The sequence below is a fragment of the Massilia sp. TS11 genome (assembly GCF_022012445.1).
Classification (GTDB): Bacteria; Pseudomonadota; Gammaproteobacteria; order Burkholderiales; family Burkholderiaceae_D; genus Telluria.
Window position 1 is genome coordinate 271,453 of the sequence record NZ_JAKLTS010000003.1, and the last position, 25,236, is coordinate 296,688.

24 protein-coding genes and 1 tRNA gene are annotated in these 25,236 nt (G+C 63.5%); 18 read left to right on the forward strand and 7 right to left on the reverse strand.

The features are described 5' to 3' along the window. Positions 1-107 precede the first annotated feature (107 nt). Entirely contained in the window at positions 108-899 is a 792-nt protein-coding gene (locus LZ005_RS06685; RefSeq protein WP_269106537.1) for an SDR family oxidoreductase, read from the forward strand. 7 nt (positions 900-906) lie between these two features. Here LZ005_RS06685 and LZ005_RS06690 read toward each other — a convergent pair whose 3' ends face one another. Next, complete coding sequence (locus LZ005_RS06690) at positions 907-1,467, reverse strand: PAS and helix-turn-helix domain-containing protein (RefSeq protein WP_237805951.1); 561 nt, start codon at positions 1,465-1,467, stop codon at positions 907-909. A 91-nt stretch (positions 1,468-1,558) separates the two neighbouring features. Here LZ005_RS06690 and LZ005_RS06695 point away from each other — a divergent pair, with 91 nt between their 5' ends. Both LZ005_RS06695 and LZ005_RS06700 read left to right on the forward strand, forming a co-directional pair. After that, the gene (locus tag LZ005_RS06695) at positions 1,559-2,257 is read left to right on the forward strand and encodes a CoA transferase subunit A (protein WP_237805953.1); all 699 of its coding nucleotides are present in this window, start codon (positions 1,559-1,561) and stop codon (positions 2,255-2,257) included. Between the two features lie 18 nt (positions 2,258-2,275). After that, positions 2,276-2,926 carry a CoA transferase subunit B gene (locus LZ005_RS06700; protein ID WP_237805955.1) on the forward strand — a complete coding sequence of 217 codons (651 nt, stop codon included), beginning with the start codon at positions 2,276-2,278 and terminating at the stop codon, positions 2,924-2,926. A gap of 186 nt (positions 2,927-3,112) precedes the next feature. On the opposite strand, the gene LZ005_RS06705 is transcribed toward LZ005_RS06700, so the two are convergent. The 3 genes from LZ005_RS06705 to LZ005_RS06715 form a co-directional block, all read right to left on the reverse strand. Next, complete coding sequence (locus LZ005_RS06705; protein WP_237805957.1) at positions 3,113-4,414, reverse strand: dicarboxylate/amino acid:cation symporter; 1,302 nt, start codon at positions 4,412-4,414, stop codon at positions 3,113-3,115. 123 nt (positions 4,415-4,537) lie between these two features. Beyond that, complete coding sequence (locus tag LZ005_RS06710) at positions 4,538-5,806, reverse strand: amidohydrolase family protein (protein ID WP_237805959.1); 1,269 nt, start codon at positions 5,804-5,806, stop codon at positions 4,538-4,540. A 53-nt stretch (positions 5,807-5,859) separates the two neighbouring features. Beyond that, positions 5,860-6,654, reverse strand: coding sequence for a 3-hydroxybutyrate dehydrogenase (locus tag LZ005_RS06715; RefSeq protein WP_237805961.1), 795 nt, complete (start codon positions 6,652-6,654; stop codon positions 5,860-5,862). A 121-nt stretch (positions 6,655-6,775) separates the two neighbouring features. Between LZ005_RS06715 and LZ005_RS06720 the strand changes: the two genes are divergently transcribed. Genes LZ005_RS06720 through LZ005_RS06730 form a run of 3 tightly spaced genes read left to right on the forward strand, consistent with a single transcriptional unit; the run spans position 6,776 to position 10,267 of the window. Beyond that, positions 6,776-7,654 carry an alpha/beta fold hydrolase gene (locus LZ005_RS06720; RefSeq protein ID WP_237805963.1) on the forward strand — a complete coding sequence of 293 codons (879 nt, stop codon included), beginning with the start codon at positions 6,776-6,778 and terminating at the stop codon, positions 7,652-7,654. A 27-nt stretch (positions 7,655-7,681) separates the two neighbouring features. After that, on the forward strand, positions 7,682-8,032 hold the full coding sequence (locus tag LZ005_RS06725) for a RidA family protein (RefSeq protein WP_237805965.1): 351 nt from the start codon (positions 7,682-7,684) through the stop codon (positions 8,030-8,032). Positions 8,033-8,038: 6 nt separating this feature from the next. After that, entirely contained in the window at positions 8,039-10,267 is a 2,229-nt protein-coding gene (locus LZ005_RS06730) for a bifunctional (p)ppGpp synthetase/guanosine-3',5'-bis(diphosphate) 3'-pyrophosphohydrolase (RefSeq protein ID WP_237805967.1), read from the forward strand. A gap of 4 nt (positions 10,268-10,271) precedes the next feature. Here the strand turns inward: LZ005_RS06730 and LZ005_RS06735 are convergent, their stop codons facing one another. Then, positions 10,272-11,195 (reverse strand): cation diffusion facilitator family transporter, encoded by a 924-nt coding sequence (locus tag LZ005_RS06735; protein WP_237805969.1) that lies wholly within the window; start codon positions 11,193-11,195, stop codon positions 10,272-10,274. Between the two features lie 57 nt (positions 11,196-11,252). On the opposite strand from LZ005_RS06735, the gene LZ005_RS06740 reads away from it, so the two are divergent. The 12 genes from LZ005_RS06740 to LZ005_RS06795 all read left to right on the forward strand — a co-directional run bounded on the left by LZ005_RS06740 (position 11,253) and on the right by LZ005_RS06795 (position 22,292). Next, positions 11,253-12,161, forward strand: coding sequence for a DMT family transporter (locus LZ005_RS06740; RefSeq protein WP_237805971.1), 909 nt, complete (start codon positions 11,253-11,255; stop codon positions 12,159-12,161). 62 nt (positions 12,162-12,223) lie between these two features. Continuing rightward, a tRNA-Val gene (locus LZ005_RS06745) sits at positions 12,224-12,300 on the forward strand. A gap of 178 nt (positions 12,301-12,478) precedes the next feature. After that, positions 12,479-14,386: a threonine--tRNA ligase gene (gene thrS, locus LZ005_RS06750; RefSeq protein WP_237805973.1), complete on the forward strand. Its 1,908-nt coding sequence runs from the start codon at positions 12,479-12,481 to the stop codon at positions 14,384-14,386. Between the two features lie 53 nt (positions 14,387-14,439). Next, positions 14,440-14,961 carry a translation initiation factor IF-3 gene (infC, locus tag LZ005_RS06755; protein ID WP_237806132.1) on the forward strand — a complete coding sequence of 174 codons (522 nt, stop codon included), beginning with the start codon at positions 14,440-14,442 and terminating at the stop codon, positions 14,959-14,961. Positions 14,962-15,168: 207 nt separating this feature from the next. Next, positions 15,169-15,366 (forward strand): 50S ribosomal protein L35, encoded by a 198-nt coding sequence (gene rpmI / locus LZ005_RS06760; RefSeq protein ID WP_119811915.1) that lies wholly within the window; start codon positions 15,169-15,171, stop codon positions 15,364-15,366. Between the two features lie 21 nt (positions 15,367-15,387). Next, positions 15,388-15,747, forward strand: coding sequence for a 50S ribosomal protein L20 (rplT, locus tag LZ005_RS06765; RefSeq protein WP_237805975.1), 360 nt, complete (start codon positions 15,388-15,390; stop codon positions 15,745-15,747). Positions 15,748-15,849: 102 nt separating this feature from the next. Beyond that, complete coding sequence (gene pheS / locus LZ005_RS06770) at positions 15,850-16,866, forward strand: phenylalanine--tRNA ligase subunit alpha (RefSeq protein ID WP_237805977.1); 1,017 nt, start codon at positions 15,850-15,852, stop codon at positions 16,864-16,866. Between the two features lie 18 nt (positions 16,867-16,884). Further along, positions 16,885-19,311: a phenylalanine--tRNA ligase subunit beta gene (gene pheT, locus LZ005_RS06775; RefSeq protein WP_237805978.1), complete on the forward strand. Its 2,427-nt coding sequence runs from the start codon at positions 16,885-16,887 to the stop codon at positions 19,309-19,311. Beyond that, positions 19,289-19,750 (forward strand): integration host factor subunit alpha, encoded by a 462-nt coding sequence (locus tag LZ005_RS06780; RefSeq protein ID WP_237805980.1) that lies wholly within the window; start codon positions 19,289-19,291, stop codon positions 19,748-19,750. Before pheT ends, LZ005_RS06780 begins: the two co-directional genes overlap by 23 nt. Positions 19,751-19,759: 9 nt before the next feature. Further along, positions 19,760-20,161, forward strand: coding sequence for a MerR family transcriptional regulator (locus LZ005_RS06785; protein ID WP_237805982.1), 402 nt, complete (start codon positions 19,760-19,762; stop codon positions 20,159-20,161). Positions 20,162-20,187: 26 nt separating this feature from the next. Then, entirely contained in the window at positions 20,188-20,820 is a 633-nt protein-coding gene (locus LZ005_RS06790) for a response regulator transcription factor (RefSeq protein ID WP_237805984.1), read from the forward strand. Between the two features lie 68 nt (positions 20,821-20,888). Next, the gene (locus tag LZ005_RS06795; RefSeq protein ID WP_237805985.1) at positions 20,889-22,292 is read left to right on the forward strand and encodes a CHASE3 domain-containing protein; all 1,404 of its coding nucleotides are present in this window, start codon (positions 20,889-20,891) and stop codon (positions 22,290-22,292) included. Here LZ005_RS06795 and LZ005_RS06800 read toward each other — a convergent pair. Continuing rightward, complete coding sequence (locus LZ005_RS06800) at positions 22,270-23,076, reverse strand: Crp/Fnr family transcriptional regulator (RefSeq protein ID WP_237805987.1); 807 nt, start codon at positions 23,074-23,076, stop codon at positions 22,270-22,272. The two genes, LZ005_RS06795 and LZ005_RS06800, sit on opposite strands and share 23 nt — an antisense overlap. A gap of 135 nt (positions 23,077-23,211) precedes the next feature. After that, entirely contained in the window at positions 23,212-25,131 is a 1,920-nt protein-coding gene (locus LZ005_RS06805) for a methyl-accepting chemotaxis protein (protein ID WP_237805989.1), read from the reverse strand. Between the last annotated feature and the right edge of the window lie 105 nt (positions 25,132-25,236).

The following is a 25,236-nucleotide window of genomic DNA, read 5'->3' on the forward strand; positions in this document are numbered from 1 at the left end:
AAAAGCACGAGTGTGCGGGTTTTTGGGCGGGATTGCAACTTGGGGCGCCTGCGTTTAGACGCGTCCATCTAATCGCTGCGCAGTGTAAGATACTACGGACGAGAGAAATGGAGGAGCCGATCGTGGGCATTGAGGTGAATTTCGAAGGCAAAATCGCGCTGGTGACCGGCGCGTCGAGCGGGCTGGGTGCGCGTTTTGCGAAGGCCCTGGCCGGCGCCGGCGCCCAGGTGGTGCTGGCCTCGCGCCGTGTGGACCGGCTCAAGGAGCTGCGCGCCGAGATCGAGGCCGAGGGCGGCGCGGCCCATGTCGTGACCCTCGATGTGACCGATCTGGCCAGCATCAAGGCGGCCATCGCCCATGCCGAAACGGAGGCCGGGCCGATTGACATCCTGGTCAATAATTCGGGTGTATCAACCACGCAACGCCTGCTCGATGTCAGCCCCGAGGACTACGCCTACGTGATGGATACCAATCTGCGCGGGGCCTTCTTTGTCGCCCAGCAGACGGCCAAGCGCATGATCGCGCGCGCCAAGGGCGACCCGCGCAAGCAGCACCGCATCATCAATATCGCCTCGGTGGCCGGCCTGCGCGTGATGCCGCAGATCGGCATCTATTGCATGAGCAAGGCTGGCGTCGTGCAGATGACCAAGGCCATGGCCGTGGAATGGGGCAAGTACAACATCAATGTCAACGCCATCTGCCCCGGCTACATCCGCACCGAAATCAACGAGGACTATTTCGACACCGACCAGGGCATCAAACTGATGGAAATGCTGCCGCGCAAACGCACGGGCAAACCGGAAGACCTCGATGGCCTGCTGCTCTTGCTGGCGGCCGAAGAATCGCACTTCATCAACGGCGCCATCATCACGGCCGACGATGGCATGACGGCCCAGTAAGGCCCGCTCAGGCCGCCAGGCCGAAGAGCTTCTTGATGAGCTCGGAGGAATTGGCGGCGCTGAATTTGCGCATCAGGCGCGCGCGGTGCATCTCCACCGTGCGCGGGCTGAGGTCGGTGTCGCGCGCAATCTGCTTGCTGGTTTTTCCTTCCACCAGCAGGGCCGCGATCTCGCGTTCGCGCGCCGTCAGCTCGGCCGTGACGGGGCGCTTTTCGCTCACATCCTCAAAGGTCCAGACGCCAGCGCCCAGCGGGCGGGCCGGATCGAGCGCGCGGCCGCTCACATGGCACCAAAACAGCTCGCCATTGGCGCGGCGCATGATGCGCTCGTCCGAATAGCTGCCTTTCTTGTTCATGATGGGCACGATGCGCGCGCCCGTGCGCAGGAACTCGTCGGCCGTCGGGTAGAGCTGCTGGAAGGACATGCCCGCCAGTTCCGCGAGCCGGTAGCCGAACATGTCGGCCAGCGCCTGGTTGGCGGCCTGGATGATCCGCTCGTCGGAAATGCACATGCCAACCGGCGCGAACTGGAAAATCGTCTCGTAGTCGAAGGCGTAAGAAGAGGGCATCGGGCCGGTAGTTCTACGGTATTGTGATTTGAACAGGGCTATTTTAAGCTCAGTCCCCGGTTTATCTAAAACTGATCATATTGGGAGACGTATGAATAAAGTGTACCCTGACGCGGCCTCGGCGCTGGCCGGCATCGTCCAAGATGGCCAGACCATCGCGGTCGGCGGCTTCGGCCTGTGCGGCATTCCGGAGGCCCTGATTGCGGCCCTGCGCGACTCGGGTGTCAAAGACCTGACCGCCATTTCGAATAACGCAGGTGTCGATGGCTTTGGCCTGGGCATGCTGCTGACGACGCGCCAGATCAAGAAAATGATCTCGTCCTATGTCGGCGAGAACAAGGAATTCGAACGCCAGTATCTGGCCGGCGAACTCCAGCTCGAATTCACGCCCCAGGGCACGCTGGCCGAAAAGCTGCGTGCGGGCGGCGCCGGCATTCCGGCTTTCTTCACCAAGACCGGCGTCGGCACCATCGTCGCCGAGGGTAAGGAAACCCGCGAGTTCGATGGCGAAACCTATGTGATGGAACGCAGCCTCGTGGCCGACGTCTCCCTGGTCAAGGCCTGGAAGGCCGACAAGGCCGGCAATCTCGTCTACCGCAAAACGGCGCGCAACTTCAATCCGAATGTGGCCACGGCTGGCAAGATCACCGTGGTCGAAGTCGAGGAGCTGGTCGAGATCGGCGCGCTCGATCCGGATGAAGTGCACACGCCGGGCATTTTCGTGCACCGGATCGTCGTCAACGCGACCCCGGAAAAGCGCATCGAACAGCGCACCGTGCGCGCCAACTAAGCCAAGCGGAGACAGAACATGGCATGGAATCGTAATGAAATGGCTGCACGCGCGGCCAAAGAGCTGCAAGACGGCTTTTATGTGAACCTCGGCATTGGTCTGCCGACCCTGGTGGCCAACTATGTGCCGGCCGATATCGAAGTCTTCCTGCAGTCGGAAAACGGCCTGCTCGGCATCGGCCCCTTCCCGAGCGAAGCGGAAGTCGACGCCGACCTGATCAATGCGGGCAAGCAGACCGTGACGGCGCTGCCGGGCGCGGCCTTCTTCAGCTCGGCCGACTCCTTCGGCATGATCCGCGGCGGCAAAATCAACCTGGCCATCCTCGGCGCCATGCAGGTGTCGGACAAGGGCGATCTGGCCAACTGGATGATCCCCGGGAAGATGGTGAAAGGCATGGGCGGAGCGATGGACCTGGTGGCCGGGGTCAAGCGCGTCGTGGTGCTGATGGAACATGTGGCCACGGCCAAGGATGGCAGCACCTCGCACAAGATCCTGCCGGCCTGCACCTTGCCGTTGACGGGCGTGGGCGTGGTCGACCTGATCATCACCGACCTCGGTGTTATGGAAGTAACGGGTTCTGTTTTGAAAGTAACGGAGCTCGCACCGGGCGTCACCAAGGAGCAGATCCAGGCCGCCACCGGCGTGCCGCTCGACCTGTCGGCCGTATAACGCGGCAAGCGATGGCGTAAAAAAGGCCGGCAGCGATGCCGGCCTTTTTCTTTTAGCGCGGCGTAGCCGGTTAGAAAAAATGGGGTCAGACCCCATTTTTCCCCGCAGATAAATGGGGTCTGCCCCCGATTTTTCTGGGCGAAAAAAAGGGCCGCTGTTGCGGCCCCTTGGGGTTGGTGCGGGGAATTATTTGGCGGTGTCAGGCACCGACACGGGTGCGCTGTGCACCTCGGTCGTGGGATGGGCGAGTTCGCGCGCCAGCGTTGCCTGGTCGAGCTCTTTTTCCCACTTCGAGACGACGATCGTGGCCACGCCGTTGCCGACGAAATTGGTCAGCGCGCGGCATTCGCTCATGAAGCGGTCGATGCCGAGGATCAGGGCCATGCCGGCCACCGGGATCGTCGGCACCACGGCCAGCGTGGCCGCCAGGGTGATGAAGCCGGCGCCGGTGATGCCCGATGCGCCTTTCGAAGTCAGCATGGCGACGCCGAGGATGGTCAGCTGCTGGGTCAGGGTCAGGTCGGTATTGGTGGCTTGGGCCACGAACAGGGCGGCCATCGTCATGTAGATATTGGTGCCGTCAAGGTTGAACGAATAGCCGGTCGGCACGACCAGGCCAACCACCGGCTTGGAGCAGCCAAGCTTCTCGAGCTTGCGCATCAGGCCGGGCAGGGCGCTCTCCGAGGACGAGGTGCCGAGCACGATCAGCAGCTCTTCCTTGATATAGCTGATGAAACGCGTGATCGAGAAACCGGTCATGCGGGCGATGGTGCCCAGCACGACGAACACGAACAGCAGGCAGGTCAGATAGAAGGAGCCCATCAGTTTCATCAGCGGCAGCAGCGAGGCCAGGCCGAATTTGCCGATCGTGAAGGCCATGGCGCCGAACGCGCCGATCGGGGCGGCCTTCATGATGATGGCCACCACGCCGAACACGGCATGCGAAATCACGTCGATGGCCTGGGTGACCGGGCGGCCAAACTCGCCCATGCGCGAGATGGCGAAACCGAACAGGATCGCAATCAGCAGCACCTGCAGGATGTCGCCCTTGGCAAAGGCATCGACAAAGGTGCTGGGGATGATGTTGAGCACGAAGTCGACGGTCGACTGGGCCTTGGCCTTGGCCGTGAACTCGGCGATGGCCTTGGTGTCGAGCTTGGCCGGATCGGCATTGAAGCCGGCACCCGGTTGCATGTAATTAGCCACGATCAGGCCGATGATCAGGGCGATCGTCGACACCACCTCGAAATACAGCAGGGCCTTGCCGCCGACGCGGCCGACCTTCTTCATGTCTTGCATGCCGGCGATACCGGACACCACGGTGCAGAAGATCACCGGGGCAATGATCATCTTGATCAGCTTGATGAAGCCGTCGCCGAGCGGCTTCATGTCGGTGGCGAGACTGGGATACCAGACCCCGAGCAGCACGCCGCAGGCGATGGCAAACAACACCTGGACGTAGAGGATCTTGTAGAAGGGCTTTTTCATGGCGCGATGCGGCGAGGGTGGAGGATGAATCGCATCATCGCGCGCACTGCCTTGGGGCGCTATTGTGGATTACGCATAGTGGAAACTACGTAGGCCCCACCCACGCCGGTGCAGGCACGCACCTCAATCGTGCCGCACGACCTCGCCGTTCTTCATCACGAAGCGCACTTGCTGCACGGCGCCGATGTCGCGCGTGGGGTCGCCTTCGACGGCCACCAGGTCGGCCAGCAGGCCGTTCTGGATGGCGCCCAGCTCGGCACTCTTGTCGATGACCTGGGCCGCGACCACGGTGGCGCTGCGCAGGGCTTCCAGCGGGCTCATGCCAAGCTTGACCATCCAGATCAGCTCGCGCGCGCTGGTGCCGTGGGCGAACACGCCGACGTCGCTGCCGCAAGCGATCGTCACGCCGAGCTTGCGCGCCAGCTGGAAGGCGCGCGCGGCCTGCTGCATCGATGCGCTCGGCGGGCCGCCGCGCTGGTACTTCTGAAAGTATTCGCTGGTCGCTTCGGGCGCGGTCAGCGTGGGGACGTAGACGGTCTTGCGCTCGGCCATCAGGCGGAAGGTCGCCTCGCTGGCGCCATAGCCGTGTTCGATGGTATCGACCCCGGCCAGCACGGCCATGCGGATCGCGTCGTCGGTGGCGGCATGGGCGGCCACTTTGCGGCCCGACTGGTGCGCGGCCTGGACGATGGCATTCATTTCTTCCTGCGACAGGGTGGGGCGCGCCGTGCCGTTCGGGCCGAAGCGGTAGTCGGCATAGAACTTGATCCAGTCGGCGCCGTGGGCGGCCTGCTCGCGCACGGCTTTCACGGCTTCGTCCACGCCGGTGACTTCCTGCGCGCCCTGGGGGAAGGCGTGGTCGTGGCGGTAGTTGCGCGGCGCCGGGCCGTAGGTGTGGGTGGCGACGATGGCCTTGGTGGCGATCAGCAGGCGCGGGCCGGGGATGATGCCTTCGTCGATCGCGCGCTTGATCGACACGTCGGCATACTCGGCGCCCTCAGTGCCGAGGTCGCGCAGCGTGGTGAAGCCGGACTGCAGGGTGAGAGCGGCGTGGCGCACGGCCAGCATGCTGCGGTATTCGATCGGCTCTTTCAGCACCTGGTCGTCCCACAGCACTTCGTTATACGGGTGCAGCAGCACGTGCGAGTGCAGGTCCATCAGACCGGGGATCAGGGTCTTGCCGGGCAGGGCGATGCGGCGCGCGTTGGCCGGCACCCGCAGACTGGCGGCCGGTCCGACCGCCGTGATGCGCTTGCCTTCGACCAGCACGGCCCAGCCGCTGTGGGGCGCGCTATCGCCGGTCCAGACGGCCGCCGGTTCGAGCAGCACGGCGGGGTCGGCGGCCCGGGCCAGGCCGCAGATGAGGGCAAGGACGACAAGTAGATGGCGCATGTTTTCATTCCTGAAATCGTGAACGCGCCATCATAGCCCGAAACGGGCCGGGCTTACTGGGCGACCCAGCCGCCGTCCATATTCCAGGCCACGCCGCGCACCTGGTCGCCGGCCGGGCTGCAGAAGAACACGGCCAGCGCGCCCAGTTCTTCGGGCGTGACGAATTCGCCCGAGGGCTGCTTTTCCGACAGCAGGGCTTTTTTGGCGGCCTCGATGCTGGTGCCGTCCTTGGCGGCGCGCGCGTCGACCTGCTTTTGCACGAGCGGGGTCAGCACCCAGCCCGGGCAGATGGCATTGCAGGTGATGCCGGTGTGGGCATTTTCCAGGGCCGTGACCTTGGTCAGGCCGACCAGGCCGTGCTTGGCCGCCACATAGGCCGATTTTTCGGCCGAGGCCACCAGGCCGTGCACCGAGGCGATATTGATGATGCGGCCCCAGTTCTTGGCCTTCATGCCGGGCAGGGCCAGGCGCGTGGTGTGGAAGGCCGAGCTCAGATTGATGGCCAGGATGGCGTCCCATTTCTCGACCGGGAACTGGTCGATCGGCGCGACAAACTGGATGCCGGCATTGTTGACCAGGATATCGACGCCGCCGAAGGTCTGGTCGGCATAGGCGATCATGTCGGCGATTTGCTCGGGCTTGGACATGTCGGCGCCGTGGTAGGCCGTTTTCACGCCAAACTCCTGGGCCACGCCCTGGTGCAGCTGTTCGATCTCCTGCGCATCGCCGAAGCCGTTGAACAGGATGTTGGCGCCCTGGGCGGCCAGGGTGCGCGCGATGCCGAGGCCGATGCCCGATGTGGAGCCCGTCACCAGTGCAGTTTTACCGCTAAGTAGTGCTTGCGTCATACAATCCTCTGTGGAGATGGTGGAAGAAAACTGGTCAGGTAGAATTCTATTCGGAACGCCCGCTAAAATGGGCATATTAATCACATCGACGCGCGTGAAGCGCGATCTTGAAGGAGTGCACATGAGCGAGGCCCAGATCAAGACGGTGCAATGCATTTCGCTGGCCGGCTTGCATCATCTGTCCTACAAGGAGTGGGGCGCGGCCGATAACCCGAATGTGCTGGTCTGCCTGCACGGCGTGACTCGCGTCGGGGACGACTTCGACAATCTGGCGCGCGCCATGAGCGACCGCTACCGTGTGATCTGCCCCGACATCGTCGGCCGCGGCCGCTCGGGCCGGCTGCGCAACCCGCAGCTGTACGGCATTCCGCAGTATGTGGCGGACATCGTGACCCTGCTGGCGCGCGTCACGCGCGGCGACGGCAGCGACCGCGTGTCCTGCGTCGGCACCTCGATGGGCGGCCTGATCGCGATGGCCCTGGCCAGCCTGCCCGGCAATCCGGTGCAGAAGCTGGTGCTCAACGATATCGGCCCGACCCTGGACCCGGTGGCCCTGCAGCGCATCGGCGACTACATCGGCCAGGAGCTGCGTTTCCCCACATTTGAGATGGCGGCCAAGTTCGTGCGCGACGTGTCGCAGCCGTTCGGGCCGCATACGGAAGAAGAATGGCATAAGCTGGCGGCCGACGTGCTGCGCCAGGATGCCGATGGCCAGTGGGTCCGTCATTACGACATGGGCCTGGCCGTACCGTTTCGTTCGGCAACCCCGGAATCGGCCAAGGCCGATGAGGCGGCGCTGTGGGCGGCCTACGATGCCATCCGCTGCCCGACCTTGCTGGTCCGCGGTGAGCAATCCGATCTGCTCACCCGTGAGACCGCGCACATCATGACGCAACGCGGGCCCCTGGCTCGTCTGGTGGAGGTGCCGGGTGTCGGTCACGCCCCGACCTTCCTGCACGACGAGCAGATCGCGATTGTGAGACAATTCCTGGTCGGCTGACGCCGCCCGTTTTACAAGTAGAGAGTTATGGAAATCAAACGACTGCACGTAGGCAAGCGCCTGTCCGAAATCGCCATCCACAATGGCACCGTCTATCTGGCTGGCCAGATCGCGGAAAACACCGCGGCCGACATCGTCGGCCAGACGCGCGAAGTGCTCGGGCATATCGACCGTCTGCTGGCCGAGGCCAACAGCGACAAAACGCGCATCCTGATGTGCCAGATCTTCATCAAGGACATGGCCCTGTTCCCCGGCATGAATTCGGTCTGGGATGAATGGGTCGAGGCCGGTCACACCCCGCCGCGCGCCACGGTCGAAGCCAAGCTGGCCAATCCGGCCTGCCTGGTCGAAATCTGCATCACGGCCGCACAGAAGTAATCCGCGATGGTCTCGGTTGCTGCGCTCGGAAGTGCGCGGGCTCAGCTTGTTCACGGCCTGAGCCCGGGCGATAGCGCGCGTGTCGCGGCGGCGATTGATTTCGCCGCCGAGGCTTATGGCGAACGCCTGATCCACCATGGGCAGAGCGCGTTCGAGTTCGCGCTCGGGGTCGGCAGCGTGCTGTCGACCCTGCGCTCGGATGCCGAGACCCGTATCGCCGGCCTGATGTTCGAGATGGCCATGCTCGACCCAGCCTCGGTGGCCGGGCTGGAGCCGCGCTTCGGCAAGGAAGTCGTCGACATGGTCGGCGGCGTGCGCCAGCTGATGCGCCTGCGCGAAATCACCGAGGCCCAGAAAGGCGGGCGCGACAAGAAAGCCCCGTCCGATCAGGTCGAAACCCTGCGCAAGATGCTGCTGGCCATGGCCAGCGATATGCGCGTGATTCTGGTGCGCTTGTCGGCCTGCGTGGTGACGCTGCGCTATTTCGCCGAGATCAAACGCTTCGACCAGCTGACCCACGAGTACGGCAAGGAAGTGCTCGACCTGTACGCGCCGCTGGCCAACCGGCTCGGCATCTGGCAGCTGAAATGGGAGCTGGAAGACCTGGCCTTCCGCTTCATGGAGCCGGACACCTACAAGCGCATCGCCAAGATGCTGGAGGAAAAGCGCCTGCTGCGCGAGTCCTTCGTCCAGGCCTCGATCAAGCGGCTGCAGGATGAGCTGAAGGCGGCCGACATCCAGGCCGAGGTGTTCGGGCGGCCGAAACACATCTTCAGTATCTGGAACAAGATGCGCGGCAAGGAGCTCGATTTCTCCGAGCTTTACGACGTGCGCGCCTTCCGCGTGATCGTCGCCGACATCAAGACCTGCTACACGGTGCTGGGCGTGGTCCACAATATCTGGACGCCGCTGCCCAAGGAGTTCGACGACTATATTTCGCGCCCCAAGCCGAACGGCTACCAATCGCTGCACACGGTCGTCATGGCCGAAGACGGGCGTCCGCTCGAAGTCCAGATCCGCACTCAGGAAATGCACAATTTCGCCGAGTACGGGGTGGCCGCGCACTGGCGCTACAAGGAAGAGGGCGGCTCCAACTTCAAGGCCCAGAAGTACGACGAAAAGATCGCCTGGCTGCGCCAGCTGCTGGCCTGGAAGTCGGAGGTGACCGAATCGGTCGTCGGGCAGGAGGAAAAGGAGCGCGAGTGGGTCGAGAAGCTCAAGGCCACCCAGCTCGATGACCGCATCTTCGTGCTGACGCCGCAGGCGCGCGTGATCGAGCTGCCAAATGGCGCCACGCCGATCGACTTTGCCTACCACCTGCACAGTGAAGTCGGCCACCGCTGCCGCGGCGCCAAGGTCGATGGGGTGATGGTGCCGCTGAACACGCCGCTGAAAAACGGCCAGACCTGCGAAATCATCACGGCCAAGGGCGCGCCCGGCACGGCCGGACCCTCGCGCGACTGGCTGAGCCCCGGCTATACGGTCAGCCCGCGCACGCGCTCCAAGGTGCGCGCCTGGTTCCACGCCATCGAGCTGGAAGAGACGATTGCGCATGGCCGTGCGCTGGTCGAAAAATCCCTGCAACGCGAAGGCAAAACGGCTGTCAACCTCGAGGATCTGGCGCAGAAGCTGGGTTTCCCCAAGGTGGATGAACTGTTCATCGCGGTCGGCAAGGATCTGTTCAGCCTGCGCCATGTCGAGGCGGCCCTGCACGATGATGTGCCCGAGGTCGCCGCGCCCGATGCGCCCGTCGTCAACAAGAGCCGCGCCTCGAGCACGGAGCAGGGCGCCAAATCGGGCGTGCTGGTGGTCGGCACCGACGGGCTGATGACGCAGCTGGCCAAGTGCTGCAAACCGGCGCCGCCGGATGGCATCGTCGGGTTCGTCACGCGCGGCAAGGGCGTGTCGATCCACCGCATCACCTGCAAGAACTTCGCCGAGATGCGCGCCAAGGCACCTGAGCGCGTGATCGTCACCGAATGGGGGCGGGCCGGGGCAGACACCGTCTATCCGGTCGACCTGTTCATTCTGGCGGCCGACCGCCAGGGCCTGCTCCGCGATATTTCCGAGGTCTTCTCGCGCGAGAAGATCAACGTCATTGGCGTCAACACGCAAAGCGCCAAGGGCCAGGCGCGCATGGTCTTCACGGCCGAGATTTCCTCGACCGGGCAGCTGCAGAAGGCGATTGCCGCCATCAATGAAGTCAGCGGCGTGCTCGAGGCGCGCCGCCAGTAAGCGCTCAGTGGGCGTGCTCGTCCACTTCCGGCTGCAGCGTGATGTGGTCGATGCCGTGCTTTTCCAGCAGCATGGCCTTGACGGCCGCCAGCACGGCCGGCCATTGGGCCAGGTCGGCGATTTCGAGATGGCCGATCAGGGCCGGATGGCCGGGCGACATGTCCCAGACGTGCAGGTCGTGCACATTGAGCACGCCCGGCACCTGGGCCAGGTCGGCGCCGACCTGCAGATAGTCGATCGCGTGCGGCACGCCTTCCATCAGGAAGTGATAGCTCTCGCGCAGCACACCGATCGTCGATTTCAGAATCAGCAGGGAGACGAAGATCGACAGCAGCGGGTCGGCCTGGAGCCAGCCCGTGTAGTAGATGATGGCGCCGGCTGCGATCGCGCCGACCGAACCCAGCAGATCGCCGAGGACGTGCACCAGCGCGGCGCGCGTGTTCACGCTATCCTTATCACGCGACAAGATCCAGGCCACCAGAATATTGATCACCAGGCCGATGGCGGCCACCACCGTGACCATGCCGCCTTGCACGGGCTCGGGCGCACGCAGACGGCTGATGGCTTCGCTCACGATCCAGCCGACGATGGCCAGCATGGCGAGGCCATTGACGAAGGCGGCCAGGGCTTCGGCGCGCACGAAGCCGAAGGAATGGCGGGCTGAGGGCGGGCGCTTGGCGATGGCCTGGGCCATCAGCGCCAGGCCGAGGGCGGCGGCGTCGGTCACCATGTGGCCGGCGTCCGAAATCAGGGCGAGGGAGTTGGACAGGAAGCCTACGCCGACCTCGACGCCGGCGTACAGCAGGGTCAGGGCCAGGGCCCAGCCGAGCACGGACGCGGGACGCTGGTCGATCACGTGGGTGTGCTGGGCGTCGCCCGCGCGGTGGGCGTGCAGGTGGGCGGACGAGGGCAGGGGCTGGTTCGGCATGCGTGTGTACAAAGATGAGGAGCGCAAAGTGTACTTGAAAAACAAGGCGGGGGCCTGATGCAGAAACCGATCTCGGCCGGCACGGCCCTGCTGCTGACGGTGCCGCCGGTGCTGTGGGCCGGCAATGCCGTGGTGGGCCGTCTGCTGGCGCCGCTGGTGCCGCCGATGACGCTCAATCTGATGCGCTGGGTTCTGGCGCTGTTGATCCTGGCCGCGCTGGCCTGGCGCTCGCCCGCCTTTCCGTTTCGCCGCGGCGGCGCCGGCCTGGCCTACTGGCGCCGCCTGGCGCTGCTCGGTCTGCTCGGCATTGGCCTGTATAACTCGCTCCAATATCTGGCCCTGCAGACTTCGGGGCCGATCAACGTCACCCTGGTGGCGGCCAGCATGCCGGTCTGGATGCTGGTGGTGGGCGCGCTGTTCTTCCGCGTGCCGGCCAAGCGCGCGCAGTGGCTGGGGGCGCTGCTGTCGGTGCTCGGTGTGCTGATCGTGATCTGCCATGGCGACTGGCATCAGCTGCGCGGCTTGCGGCTGGTGCCGGGCGATGTGCTGATGATTGTCGCCACCATCGTCTGGTCGTTTTATAGCTGGATGCTGGTGCAGCGGCGCGAACCGGACAGCCTGCGCCAGGACTGGGCCGCCTTTCTGCTGGCCCAGGTGGCCTTCGGGGTGCTGTGGTCGAGCTTGTTTGCGGTCGGTGAATGGAGCTTGCGGCCTCAGCACATCGTGTGGGGCTGGCCGACCGTGTTGGGCCTGCTGTACGTGGCGGTGGGGCCGGCCGTGATCGCGTTTCGTTGCTGGGGTGCGGGAGTGGAGCGCGCGGGGCCGAGCATCGGCAGCTTCTTCGTGAACCTGACGCCGCTGTTTGCGGCCCTGCTGTCGGCCGCCGTGCTGGGCGAGGCGCCCCATCTTTACCATGGCCTGGCCTTCGCGCTGATCGTCGGCGGCATCCTCGTTTCACGCCGCTGAAAAACAATTCGCAAATGGCTCTTGCACATTCGAGAGAGTTTCCCTATAATTCTGGTCTCGACGGGCGGTTAGTTCAGCTGGTTAGAATACTTGGTCGACATCCAAGGGGTCGGGGATTCGAATTCCTCACCGCCCACCAGAATTTTTAGTAAGAGCGAGAAAGGCAGTTACGGTTATGACACCGCGAACTACGACGCTGGAAGGTTTCAAGCGACGCTAGTCGAGGGCTTTTCTTTACTCTTGCTTTTCAAAGAAAAAACGCGGCTAGTCCGCGTTTTTTTTCGTCTGTACATTTCGTATTCCCCCAGGAGATCAGCATGCTCAACATTACTCTGCCCGATGGTTCCCAGCGTTCCTTCGAGGGCCCGGTGACCGTGGCCCAGGTGGCCGCCAGCATCGGCACTGGCCTGGCCAAGGCTGCGCTGGCCGGCAAGGTCGATGGCAAGCTGGTCGACACTTCCTATCTGATCGAGCAGGACGCCCAGCTCGCCATCGTGACCGACAAGGATGCCGATGGTCTGGAAGTGATCCGTCACTCGACCGCCCACCTGCTGGCTTATGCCGTTAAGGAGCTGTATCCGGACGCGCAGGTGACGATTGGTCCGGTCATCGAAAACGGCTTCTACTACGACTTCTCGTACAAGCGCCCGTTCACGCCCGACGACCTGGCCGCGATCGAAAAGAAAATGACCGAGCTGGCCAAGAAGGACGAGCCGGTGACGCGCAAGGTGCTGCCGCGCGACGAGGCCGTCTCCTATTTCCACTCGATCGGCGAAAAATACAAGGCCGAGATCATCGCCTCGATTCCGGCCAATGAAGACGTGTCGCTCTACACGGAAGGCAATTTCACCGACCTGTGCCGCGGCCCGCACGTGCCCTCGACCGGCAAGCTCAAGGTCTTCAAGCTGATGAAGGTGGCCGGCGCCTACTGGCGCGGCGACGCCAAGAACGAGATGCTGACCCGCGTCTACGGTACCGCCTGGGCCAAGAAGGAAGACCAGGAACAGTACCTGCACATGCTGGAGGAAGCCGAGAAGCGCGACCACCGCAAGCTGGGCAAGCAGCTCGACCTGTTCCACTTCCAGGACGAGGCCCCGGGCCTGATCTTCTGGCACCCGAAAGGCTGGGTGATCTGGCAGCAGGTCGAGCAGTACATGCGCAAGGCCTATCAGGACAATGGCTACCAGGAAGTGAAGGCGCCGCAGATTCTCGACCGTTCGCTGTGGGAAAAGACCGGTCACTGGGAAAACTACCGCGAGAACATGTTCACGACCGAGTCGGAAAATCGCAACTACGCACTCAAGCCGATGAACTGCCCGGGCCATATCCAGATTTACAACTCGGATCTGCGCTCCTACCGCGACCTGCCGCTGCGTTACGGCGAGTTCGGCCAATGCCACCGCAACGAGCCCTCGGGCGCCCTGCATGGGGTGATGCGCGTGCGCGGCTTCACCCAGGACGACGGCCACATCTTCTGTACCGAAGAGCAGATCGAAGCCGAAGTCACGGCTTTCCACGCCCAGGCCATGCAAGTCTATAAAGACTTCGCTTTCGCCAATGTGGACGTGAAGATCGCCCTGCGTCCGGACAACCGTATCGGCGACGACGCCACCTGGGACCGCGCCGAGAACGCGCTGCGTCAGGCCCTGCGCGTGTGCGGCGTGGAATGGACCGAGCTGCCGGGCGAGGGCGCCTTCTACGGCCCGAAGATCGAATACCATCTGAAGGACAGCCTCGGCCGCCCGTGGCAGGTCGGCACGATGCAGGTCGACTTCTCGATGCCGGGCCGTCTCGGCGCCGAATACGTGGCCGTGGACAACACCCGCAAGGTGCCGGTGATGTTGCACCGTGCAACCGTGGGCTCCCTCGAACGATTTATTGGTATCCTGATTGAGAACCATGCCGGCGCCATGCCGCTGTGGCTGGCTCCGGTCCAGGTGTCCGTGCTCAACATCTCTGATGCACAGGCGGAATATGCACAAAACCTGACGGCAACGTTGCGAAAAGCAGGCTTCCGTGTCCAGGCTGATTTGCGGAACGAGAAGATTACCTATAAAATTCGCGAACATTCCGTCCAAAAAGTGCCGTATATCGTCGTCATTGGCGACAAAGAGCGGGATGCCAACACCGTGGCCGTGCGTGCCCGTGGCAATGTCGATCTGGGCGTGATGCCGATCGACGCCTTCGTGCAACGCCTGCAGCAAGAGGTTGCTGCCAAGGCCTGACCCCAAGCGTCGGGCTGTGCGGCTTTTTTCTGACTAACTGAAAAGGATTTACCATAGCTACTGATCGTTCGCATCGCATCAATGGTGAAATTACCCACGCTGAGATTCGTCTGAATGGCGTGGAGAATGAACCGCTGGGTATCGTGAGCCTGGCTGAAGCGTTCAAACTGGCCGAAGAAGCCGACGTCGACCTCGTGGAAATTGCGCCCATGGCCAATCCGCCGGTCTGCCGTCTGATGGATTACGGCAAGTTCAAGTACGCCGAGCAAAAGAAGGCGCACGAAGCCAAATTGAAGCAAAAGGTCATCTCGGTCAAGGAAGTGAAATTCCGTCCGGGCACGGATGATGGCGACTACAACATCAAGCTGCGTAACCTGATCAAGTTCCTCGAAGACGGTGACAAGACCAAGATTACGCTGCGTTTCCGTGGCCGCGAAATGGCCCACCAGGATATCGGCATGCGCATGCTCGAACGCCTCAAGGGTGATCTCGAGGCCTATGGCCAGGTGGAACAGTTCCCCAAGATGGAAGGCCGCCAGATGATCATGGTGATCGCGCCGAAGAAAAAGAAGTAAGTCGGCGCTGCACCCGCACCGGAGACCCGGCCTCGCCGCGTCTCCGGTTTTGTTTCTTGGAAACATCCACAGCCGCAAAAATCATGCTATACTTTGCGGCTCTGTTCTTTAGGGAACGGACATTTGTGAGAGCAGGCACCAAAAGCGCAGCACAGGGCTGCCACCTGCAATCCTAACCATGGAGCTGCCTGAGAAGGCAGAAAATCTATGCCTAAAATGAAAACCAAAAGCTCCGCGAAGAAGCGTTTTCGCGTGCGTCCCGGTGGCACCGTGAAATCGGGTATGGCCTTCAAACGCCACATCCTGACCAAGAAAACCACCAAAAACAAGCGTCAACTGCGCGGCACCCGTAACATCAATGCGTCGGACGTCACGAGCGTCATGCGCATGATGCCGTCTGCTTAATCTCACTATCAAGGAGCTACTATGCCTCGAGTTAAACGTGGGGTTACTGCACGTGCCCGTCACAAGAAAGTCCTGGACCTTGCCAAAGGCTACCGTGGTCGTCGTTCGCGCGTGTATCGCGTCGCCAAGCAAGCAGTCATGCGCGCTGGCCAGTACGCCTACCGCGATCGCCGCAACAAGAAGCGCGTCTTCCGCGCTTTGTGGATCACCCGTATCAACGCGGCTTCGCGTTCGCACGGCATGACCTACAGCGCCTTCATGAACGGCCTGAAAAAGGCTGGTATCGAACTGGACCGTAAAGTCCTGGCCGATATGGCAGTGACTGACAAGCCGGCCTTCGCCGCGATTGTCAACACCGTGAAGGCCAAGCTGGCCGCCTAAGGCACAGCAAGCCAAACGGCGTCTGCCAGGCAGACGCCAAGAGAGCGGGGCAGAGGGTCACACCGATGCCCCGTTTTTGATTGTGGACTGGAAAACACACCCATGACGAACCTGGATCAGCTCGTATCCGCCGCGCAGGCTGACTTTCTCGCCGCCGCGGATGCCGCCGCACTGGAAAACGCCAAGGCCAAATACCTGGGCAAGACCGGTCAGATTACCGAATTGATGAAAGGTCTGGGCAAGCTCGAACCCGAGCAGCGCAAAGCCGCCGGCGCCCAGATCAATGTGGCCAAGGAAGCCATCGAAGGCGCGCTGACGGCGCGCCGCGAGGCCCTGGCCGATGCCCAGCTGCAGACGCGCCTGAATGCCGAAGCGATCGACGTCAGCCTGCCCGGCCGCGGCCGCGCGATCGGCGGTCTGCACCCGGTGATGCGCACCTGGGAACGGGTCGAACAGATTTTCGCCTCGATCGGCTTCGATGTGGCCGACGGCCCCGAAATCGAGACCGACTGGTTCAATTTCACCGCGCTCAACAGCCCGGAAAACCACCCGGCCCGCTCGATGCAGGACACCTTCTACGTGGAAGGCAATGACAGCCAGGGCAAGCCCTTGCTGCTGCGTACCCACACCTCGCCGATGCAGGTGCGCTATGCGCGCAGCCATCAGCCGCCGATCAAGGTGATCGCCCCGGGCCGCACCTACCGCGTCGACAGCGATGCGACCCACTCGCCGATGTTCCACCAGGTCGAAGGCCTGTGGATCGACGAGAACATCAGCTTCGCCGACCTCAAGGGCGTGTACCTGAATTTCGTCAAGGCCTTCTTCGAGACCGAGGACCTGCAGGTGCGCTTCCGTCCTTCGTATTTCCCGTTCACCGAGCCGTCCGCCGAGATCGATATCGCCTTCGGTTCCGGTCCGCTCAAGGGCCGCTGGCTGGAAGTGTCGGGCTCGGGCCAGGTGCACCCGACTGTGGTGCGCAATTTCGGGCTCGACCCGGCGCGCTATATCGGCTTTGCCTTCGGTTCCGGCCTCGAGCGCCTGACGATGCTGCGCTATGGCGTCAATGACCTGCGCCTGTTCTACGAAGGCGACCTGCGCTTCCTGAAGCAATTCAACTAATTCCCAAGGCGAGAGAACATGCAATTTTCGGAAAAATGGCTCCGCACGATGGTCGATCCGAAGATGACGTCGGATGAACTGGCGCATCTGCTGACCATGTCGGGCCTGGAAGTGGAAGAGATCGAGCCGGTCGCCCCGCCGTTCTCGAACGTGGTTGTGGCCGAGGTGCTGGAAGTGTCCAAGCACCCGAATGCCGACCGCCTCAATGTGTGCACGGTCAATGTCGGCACGGGCACCCATCTGAACATCGTTTGCGGCGCGCCGAACGTGCGCGCTGGCATGAAGGCGCCGTGCGCCATGGCCGGCGCGGTGCTGCCGCCGGGCGCCGACGGCAAGCCGTTTGAAATCAAGGTCGGCAAGCTGCGCGGCGTCGAGTCGCAGGGCATGATGTGCTCGGCACGCGAGCTCAAGCTGTCGGACGAGCATGGCGGCCTGCTGGAACTGCCGGACGATGCGCCGGTCGGCCAGAACATCCGCGATTATCTGGCCCTCAATGACCTGAAGTTCACGATCAAGCTCACGCCCAACAAGGCCGACTGCCTGTCGGTGCTCGGCGTGGCGCGCGAAGTGTCGGCCCTGACCGGCACGCCGCTGCAACTGCCGGCCACGCGCAGCGTGCCGGTGACAAGCCAGGAAGTGCTGCCCGTGAAAATCTCGGCGCCCGACCTGTGCGGCCGCTTTACCGGCCGCGTGATCCGCCATCTGAACGCCAAGGCGGCCACGCCCGACTGGATCAAGCAGCGCATCGAGCGCAGCGGCCAGCGTTCGGTGTCGGCCCTGGTCGATATCTCCAACTATGTGATGCTGGAACTCGGCCGTCCCTCGCACGTGTTCGATCTGGACAAGATCCACGGCGGGCTCGATGTGCGCTGGGGTAAGCCGGGCGAGCAGCTCAAGCTCCTGAACGGCAATACTATCGCCGTCGACGACTGGGTCGGCGTGATCGCCGACGACAAGGAAATCGAGTCGCTGGCCGGCATCATGGGCGGCGACAGCACCGCTGTCTCGCTCGACACCACGCATATTTACCTGGAAGCTGCGTTCTGGTGGCCCCAGGCCATCCAGGGCCGTGCGCGCAAGTACAACTTCTCGACCGACGCGGCGCACCGCTTCGAGCGCGGGGTCGACTATGCGACCACGGTCGAGCATATCGAACGCATCACGGCCCTGATTCTCGAAGTCTGCGGAACTGCGCAGACCACGGTCGGTCCAATTGATGACCACATCGTGAATCTGCCCCAGCACCAGCCCGTGATCCTGCGCACGGCCCGTGCCCAGCAGGTGATCGGTGTGCCGATCACGGACGACATGGTGGCCGACATCTTCACGCGCCTGGGCTTGCCCTTCACGCGCGCGCCGGGGCAGTTCGCCGTCACCTCGCCGTCCTACCGTTTCGACATCGAAATTGAGGAAGACCTGATCGAGGAGGTGGCCCGCGTCTACGGTTTCGAAAACATTCCGGCCCGCCCGCCGGTCGCGCCGAACGCCATGCGCATCGCGTCGGAAAACACGCGTTCGCTGTTCGCCGTGCGTCACCAGATGGCCGACCTCGGCTACCAGGAAGTGGTCAACTACAGCTTCGTCGAAGCCAGCTGGGAGCAGGACTTCTGCGACAACAGCGCGCCGATCAAGCTGCAGAACCCGATCGCCAGCCAGATGAGCGTCATGCGTTCCTCGCTGATCGGTTCGCTTGTGGCCAATGTGCGCTACAACCTGAACCGCAAGGCCAGCCGCGTGCGCGTGTTTGAAGTCGGCGCCGCCTTCGTGCGTGACGCCAGCGTGGCCGATGGCACGCTGTCGGTGGCTGGCTACGCCCAGCCGAAGAAGGTCGCCGCGATCGCCTACGGTCCTGCCGCCGATGAGCAGTGGGGCCAGCCGACGCGCGCCGTCGACTTCTTCGACGTCAAGGCCGACCTCGAAGCCCTGTTCGCACCGGCGACGCTGCGCTTTGAAAAGGCGGCCCATCCGGCCCTGCACCCGGGCCGTTGCGCGCGCGTGCTGCTCGACGGCCGCGACATCGGCTTCATCGGCGAATTGCATCCGCGTTGGCTGCAGAAGTACGAGCTGCCGCAGGCGCCGGTGCTGTTCGAAGTGGACGCTGTGGCACTGCAGCAACGAAAGCTGCCGGAATATAAAGAAATCTCGAAATTCCCGGGGGCAACTCGTGACCTCGCCCTGGTGGTGAAACAGGCCGTGCCGGCCCAGGCCATGCTCGACTGCTTCTGGGCTGCCGCAGCTCAGCAAGCTTCTGGTAAGATCGTGCAAGCCATTGTTTTGTTTGACGAATATCGCGGCAAAGGTTTGGAAATCGACGAGAAAAGTCTTGCATTCCGCTTTGCTCTGCAAGATACTCAAAACACCTTGCAGGACGATGTCGTTGAGGCATTGATGAGCTCCATGGCCGCCGCTGCGCAGCAGCAGCATGGCGCAAGGCTACGTTCTTAAACCCCAGAGAAGGCAGGGTAAGAAAATTAACAGCAACGACGTGGATTCCGCCGTCCTCCAGTCTGCATTGGATGCCGACCTGCATCGTGCGATGCAGGTCGCCAAGACCCGACGCGAAGCGGAAAAAGCATTGCCGACCTTGACCAAGGCCGAGCTCGCTGAAATGCTGTTCGAGCATGTGGGCTTGAACAAGCGCGAGGCCAAGGACATGGTCGAGACGTTTTTTGACGAGATTCGCAATGCGCTCGAGCGCGGCGAGGCCGTCAAGCTCTCCGGTTTCGGTAACTTCCAGCTGCGCGACAAACCGCAGCGTCCGGGACGCAATCCGAAAACCGGTGAAGCCATTCCCATCACGGCGCGCCGCGTCGTGACCTTCCATGCGAGCCAGAAGCTGAAGGCCATGGTGGAAGGGACCGAACCGGCCGCGCGTGCCAGCTGAGCTTGAATCATGACCAACAAGCCCGAGTTCACGCTGCCGCCGATTCCGGCCAAACGCTACTTCACGATCGGTGAGGTGAGCGAGCTGTGCGGTGTAAAGCCGCACGTGCTGCGTTACTGGGAACAGGAATTTACCCAGCTTAAACCGGTCAAACGCCGTGGGAACCGGCGTTATTACCAGCACCACGAAGTTTTGCTGATCCGCCGGATCCGCGAACTGCTGTACGAACAGGGTTTCACCATTAGCGGCGCCCGCAACAAGCTGGACGCGCGTATCGGCGCGTCCGCAGCGCCGGCTGAAGAGTCCGAGACGAGTCTCCCCGCGGCGCCCAGCGCCCGCGCTGCGGTGGATGTGGCGGCGATCCGCCAGGAATTGCTCGGCATTCTTGATGTGTTGAAGCTCGCGATGTAGAACCCTGGGCGCCGTCGTGGGATGCCATGATTCGCGTTGCCATCTGTGATGACCACCAAATAGTCCGGGCCGGCTTCAAACAGATCTTCTCCGCCGAAGACGAGTTTGAAGTCGTGGCCGAAGCCGGCAGCGGGCGCGAAGCGCTCGACATTGCGCGCCGCGAAAGCTGCGACGTGCTGCTGCTCGACATCGCCATGCCCGACCAGAGCGGGATCGATATCCTGCGCACGATCCGCCAGGGGCAGCCGAATCTGCCCGTGCTGATCCTGTCCGGCTATCCGGCCCAGCAATATGCGCTCAATCTTTTCAAGATGGGCGCCAATGGCTATCTCAACAAGGAATGCGATGCCGACGAGCTCAAGCTTGCCGTGCGCACCGTGTTCCAGGGGCGCCGCTATGTCAGCGCCCAGGTCGGCGAACTGCTGGCCCAGAGTTTCGACCGCGATCCGCACACAGCCCCCCATACCGAACTGTCCGACCGCGAGTTTCAGGTGTTTTTGCGCCTGGCCAAGGGGGCGACCGTGTCCGACATCGGCCAGGCCCTGTCGCTGAGCATTAAAACCGTGTCGACCTACCGCACCCGCGTGATGGAAAAAATGGGCATGCAATCGAATAGCGAGCTCACTTACTACGCGATGAAAAGCAATCTGCTCGACTGAGGCAGAGTTCAGCCGTGCGCGCCCGGGGCCAGACTATAATCGGCCCAATTCCACACGGACGGACGCGCATGGATTTCTTTCACGAGTCGGCCGAAGCGCCGCGCCTTCCGCTCTACCAGACCGTGCTGTTGCTGGTCTGCGTGCTGATCCTCGTGGTCAATGCACTGAGCTTGTCGCATGATCTGCAATCCCTGAAATCGACCACGGCCCTGATGAGCCGGACGGCCGAGGTGGCCGATCGTCTGCAGTATGTGAATGTGCTGGTGATGGATGCCGAAAGCAGCGAGCGCGGCTATTTCATCTCGGGCGATGAAGCTTATCTGGGCCCGGCGCGCCAGGCGCCCGAGGCCGTGGAGCGCGAGCTGCGCCAGCTGGAAAGCCTGTTGCTTGACAACCCCTCGCAGCTGCGTAATCTGCGCCAGCTGCGCCAGCTTATCGAAAGCAAGCTGCAGCTGCTCGATGAGGGTCTCGAGGTCTACCGCAAGGGCGGCCTGTCCGACATCGTGCGGCTGGCCCGCATTGGCGAAGGGCGCTCGGCCATGGACGAGGTGCGCCTGCAGGTCGTCATCATGGTGCAGGAGCAGGACGAGTTGCTGAAGGCGCGCACGGCCCAGTTCTACAATGAATATCAAAAGGCTGTGCTGCTCGGCATTGGCATCAATGCGCTGGCGATCCTCGTGCTCGTGTTGTTCTACCGCCTGGTGCGGCGCGGCTTCTTCAAGCGCATCGCGGCCGAACGGCAGCTCAAGGAATCGAATGAAAATCTGGAGATGATGGTCTCGCGCCGGACCGAGCAGTTGTCGGTGCTGTCGCGCCATCTGATCAATGTGTCGGAGACCGAAAAAGCCAAGCTCGCGCGCGAACTGCACGACGAAATGGGGGCCAAGCTCACGGCCATCAATATGGACCTGGCCAGCGTGGCCAGCAAATTGCAGCCCGAGCAGGGCGAGCTGCTGCAGCAGCTGCAGCGCGCGCGCCAGATGGTGCAGCATACGGTGGCGCTCAAGCGCCGCATCGTCGAGGACCTGCGTCCGAGCATCCTCGACAATCTGGGCCTCAAGGCCGCGCTCGAGAGCTACACCGATGAATTTACCAAGCTCAGCGGCATCCCCTGCGATACGCTGATCGCGGGCGATGTCGACGCCGCCGGGCCAATGCACACGATCGCCATCTTCCGCATCGTGCAGGAGTCGCTCAACAACGTGCTCAAGTACGCCAAGGCCCGCCACGTAATTGTCGAGCTCGAGCGTGAGGACGGCCACTTACTGTTGCGCGTGACCGATGACGGCATCGGCATCGACACCGATGCAGTCAGTAAGCCGCGCTCGCACGGCCTGGTCGGCATGCGCGAGCGCGCCTTGCTGCTGGGCGGCAGTCTGCACGTGGGCCGTGGTATCAATGGCGTCGGCACCGTGCTGTCGGCCAGCCTGCCGCTGGCCACCACCACGCCTAGCAGCGTGCTACATCCATGAGCAGGCGGTCGTATTCGGTTTTGGCGACCTTGTAGCATTCCCCCGCATAGTGTTCGAGACCCTGCCGGTCCAGCACGGTGATGGTGCCGCGCCGGTAGTGGATCAGGCCTTCGTCCTGCAGTTTGCCCGCCGCGGCCGTGATGCTTTCGCGCCGCACGCCGAGCATGATGGAGATGAGCTCCTGCGTGACCTTGAGCACATTGCCCTGGCTGCGGTCGAGCCGGTCGAGCAGCCAGCGGCACAGCTTCTGTTCGATCGAGCTGTGGCGTCCGCCGACGGCGTTTTGCGCCATCTGCGCGAACAGTGCATTGGTGTAGCGCATCAGCAGCTGGGGCAGCATGCCGCCTTGCGCGAAGACCTCGCGCAGGGTTTGATTGCGCAGGCGGAAGCCGGCGCCCGCGCTTTGCACCACGGCGCTGCAGATGGCGCGCTCGTGCATGAAGAGCGAGACCCCGGCCACGCCTTCGTGGCCGATGACGGCGATTTCAGTGGTGGCGCCGTCCTCCATCACATACAGCAGGGCGAGGATGGCGCTGGTGGGGAAGAACACGTAGTCGAGTCGGCTGCCGTACTCGAACAGTTCTTTGCCCAAGGGCAGAGGGACCAGTTCGAGATGCGGGAACAGGGCCTCGAGCTCGGCGCGCGGCAGGGCCGCGAGCAGTTCGTTTTGCTGGGCGTGCCCAGGACTGGCCCCGGGCAGCGGTGCCAGCGCCAGTGCCTTGTCTGCCGCCTGGCCGCCGAGCAGGGCGCTGCTGGCCCGATGCAAGGTGTGGGTGGTATTCATGGATGCCTCACAATCGCAGGGTTTCATGGACGGGACGTCCTTGACACCGACTTTAAAGCGATTGGGAGGCGGCGAACATAAGATTGACAGTCGTACAAATGTAGGCTGTGTGCATGATCTTTTGTAGGTCTAGTCCTACGCTGCCCACGGGAGGCGCGCCGGCTCGGCCGCGTCCGTTTCCTGGGGCTCGGCGTCGCCCAGTTTGAACTGACTGACCGCTACCGACAGTTGCTCAGTTTCGGTGCGCAGACGCTGCGCCGCCTGATGCGCGCCGGCCACCAGATCTTCGTTCTGGCGCGTCATCGCATGCACTTCGGCCAGCGCGCCTTCGAGCTGGCCGATCTCCTTGGTCTGCAGATGGCCGGCGTCGGCGATATCGTGGATCACCTGATTGACTTCGCCGACCGCGGCGACCAGGCGGCCGATGCGGTCGCCCGCCGTGGCCACCAGCGAATTGCCGCTGTCGACGGTGCGCACCGAGCTCTGGATCAGGCCCTTGATCTCATTGGCGGCGGCGGCGGCGCGCTGGGCCAGCGTGCGCACCTCGCCGGCGACGACGGCGAAGCCGCGCCCCTGCTCGCCGGCGCGGGCCGCTTCCACTGCGGCGTTCAGGGCCAGCAGGTTGGTCTGAAAGGCGATGGCGTCGATGACGCCGATGATGTCCGCGATCTTGTGGGCGCTGGCGCGGATCGACGCCATCGTGGCCACCACGTCCTGCACGGCGGCACCGCCGTCGGCCGCCACGCTGCTGGCGGTCTGCACGATGCTCAGGCCGGCGCGTGCGCTGTCGGCATTGCGGCGCACGGTGGCGCTCAGGGCGCGCATGGTCTCCACCGCATGGCGCAGGGCGATTGCCTGGCTGTCGGTGTGCTCGGCGATGTCGCGGTGGCTGCCGCCGATGTCGTCGGTGGCGTCGCCGAGGTGGCTGGCACCCTGGCGGATACGGCTGACCAGCCCCACGAGGTCGGCTTCCATCTGGCTGAAGGCGGCCGCCAGTTCGCCGATTTCGTCCTCGGCGTCGGCCTGCAGGCCCACGCTCAGGTCGCCGGCGGCGGTGCGTTTGACGGCCGCGCGCAGCTCGCCGATGTCATGCGAGAAGGAAGCGTAGAAGCCGGCGATCAGCCAGGCCGCCAGCAGGGTCACCAGCACGATGGCGGCGCCGACGCTGTTGCGATAGATGCGGTCGCGCTGCACACGCGCCGCCAGCAGGCCTTGCAGGCTGCGCTGGCTGGCCGCACTCAGGGCGTAGAGCTGGTCGGCGCTGTCCAGGGCCGCCGCCAGAAACGCGCCGCCCGAGGTCTGGTTGTAGGAATTGCTCACTTCATTCCTGGTGCGTTCGAGGAAGGCCAGGACGCTCGCGGTTGCGGCCTGCTGGGCCGGGGCGAGCGCGCCCTTTAGTTGCGGGGCGCCGCTGAACAAGGCCGCGTACTGCTGGCCAAGACCGTCGATCTCGTAGCGCGCCACCATGGCCGCGGCGTTGACCAGCTGGTCCTCGTTGGCGGCGAACAGGCCGGTATCGATGTAGGCGCCGCCGCGCGCGCCGATGTCGACCAGCGAGGCCGCGAGCGCGGGCAGGGTGCGTGTGCTGGCGGCGGCCAACTGGTTGCCCTGGATGTCGGCGTCGATCGCCAGGCCCGAGGCTTCGGTCAGCTGGCGGCGTAGCAGGGCGAGGGCGTCGAGCACCTGTTGGTGGGCGGCCAGGCTGTCGGCGGCTTTCGCCGGTGTGCCGAGATTCTGCCAGCGCTGGTGCACGGCGCTCAGTGCGGGCGCCGTCAGCTCCAGGGTGTCGATGGCCTTGATGGCCGCGTCGGTGTCGGCGCGCAGGGCGCGCTGATCGAGGTCCGCCTTGCCGCTCAGGCGCAGGTGTTCGAGCGCGCGCAGCTGCTGTACGCGGCGGCTTGCGAGGTCGACGCGGGCGAGTACGTCCAGGGCCTGCATCTCATCGAGACTGGCACCGACCGAGCGGTTCAGACTCGACATGTAGAGACTGCTGATGATCACCAGCGGCAACAGCAGCACGGTGCAGACCAGCAGAAATTTCGGGAGGAGGCGCAAGCGGCGCATGAGTGCGACCGCCGGGGCCAGCGCGGGGTTGGGGCGTCGGCGTGTGGTTTCCATGCGTCAATTATTTCAAGCGATTGTGACTCGCTGATGAAATGA

What these genes read in the sequence shown, in the direction of transcription:
- LZ005_RS06685 (WP_269106537.1), top strand. Translation starts at nt 108, where the DNA reads ATGGAGGAGCCGATCGTGGGCATTGAGGTGAATTTCGAAGGCAAAATC.
- LZ005_RS06690 (WP_237805951.1), bottom strand. Translation starts at nt 1,467, where the DNA reads ATGCCCTCTTCTTACGCCTTCGACTACGAGACGATTTTCCAGTTCGCG.
- LZ005_RS06695 (WP_237805953.1), top strand. Translation starts at nt 1,559, where the DNA reads ATGAATAAAGTGTACCCTGACGCGGCCTCGGCGCTGGCCGGCATCGTC.
- LZ005_RS06700 (WP_237805955.1), top strand. Translation starts at nt 2,276, where the DNA reads ATGGCATGGAATCGTAATGAAATGGCTGCACGCGCGGCCAAAGAGCTG.
- LZ005_RS06705 (WP_237805957.1), bottom strand. Translation starts at nt 4,414, where the DNA reads ATGAAAAAGCCCTTCTACAAGATCCTCTACGTCCAGGTGTTGTTTGCC.
- LZ005_RS06710 (WP_237805959.1), bottom strand. Translation starts at nt 5,806, where the DNA reads ATGCGCCATCTACTTGTCGTCCTTGCCCTCATCTGCGGCCTGGCCCGG.
- LZ005_RS06715 (WP_237805961.1), bottom strand. Translation starts at nt 6,654, where the DNA reads ATGACGCAAGCACTACTTAGCGGTAAAACTGCACTGGTGACGGGCTCC.
- LZ005_RS06720 (WP_237805963.1), top strand. Translation starts at nt 6,776, where the DNA reads ATGAGCGAGGCCCAGATCAAGACGGTGCAATGCATTTCGCTGGCCGGC.
- LZ005_RS06725 (WP_237805965.1), top strand. Translation starts at nt 7,682, where the DNA reads ATGGAAATCAAACGACTGCACGTAGGCAAGCGCCTGTCCGAAATCGCC.
- LZ005_RS06730 (WP_237805967.1), top strand. Translation starts at nt 8,039, where the DNA reads ATGGTCTCGGTTGCTGCGCTCGGAAGTGCGCGGGCTCAGCTTGTTCAC.
- LZ005_RS06735 (WP_237805969.1), bottom strand. Translation starts at nt 11,195, where the DNA reads ATGCCGAACCAGCCCCTGCCCTCGTCCGCCCACCTGCACGCCCACCGC.
- LZ005_RS06740 (WP_237805971.1), top strand. Translation starts at nt 11,253, where the DNA reads ATGCAGAAACCGATCTCGGCCGGCACGGCCCTGCTGCTGACGGTGCCG.
- thrS (WP_237805973.1), top strand. Translation starts at nt 12,479, where the DNA reads ATGCTCAACATTACTCTGCCCGATGGTTCCCAGCGTTCCTTCGAGGGC.
- rpmI (WP_119811915.1), top strand. Translation starts at nt 15,169, where the DNA reads ATGCCTAAAATGAAAACCAAAAGCTCCGCGAAGAAGCGTTTTCGCGTG.
- rplT (WP_237805975.1), top strand. Translation starts at nt 15,388, where the DNA reads ATGCCTCGAGTTAAACGTGGGGTTACTGCACGTGCCCGTCACAAGAAA.
- pheS (WP_237805977.1), top strand. Translation starts at nt 15,850, where the DNA reads ATGACGAACCTGGATCAGCTCGTATCCGCCGCGCAGGCTGACTTTCTC.
- pheT (WP_237805978.1), top strand. Translation starts at nt 16,885, where the DNA reads ATGCAATTTTCGGAAAAATGGCTCCGCACGATGGTCGATCCGAAGATG.
- LZ005_RS06780 (WP_237805980.1), top strand. Translation starts at nt 19,289, where the DNA reads ATGGCGCAAGGCTACGTTCTTAAACCCCAGAGAAGGCAGGGTAAGAAA.
- LZ005_RS06785 (WP_237805982.1), top strand. Translation starts at nt 19,760, where the DNA reads ATGACCAACAAGCCCGAGTTCACGCTGCCGCCGATTCCGGCCAAACGC.
- LZ005_RS06790 (WP_237805984.1), top strand. Translation starts at nt 20,188, where the DNA reads ATGATTCGCGTTGCCATCTGTGATGACCACCAAATAGTCCGGGCCGGC.
- LZ005_RS06795 (WP_237805985.1), top strand. Translation starts at nt 20,889, where the DNA reads ATGGATTTCTTTCACGAGTCGGCCGAAGCGCCGCGCCTTCCGCTCTAC.
- LZ005_RS06800 (WP_237805987.1), bottom strand. Translation starts at nt 23,076, where the DNA reads ATGAATACCACCCACACCTTGCATCGGGCCAGCAGCGCCCTGCTCGGC.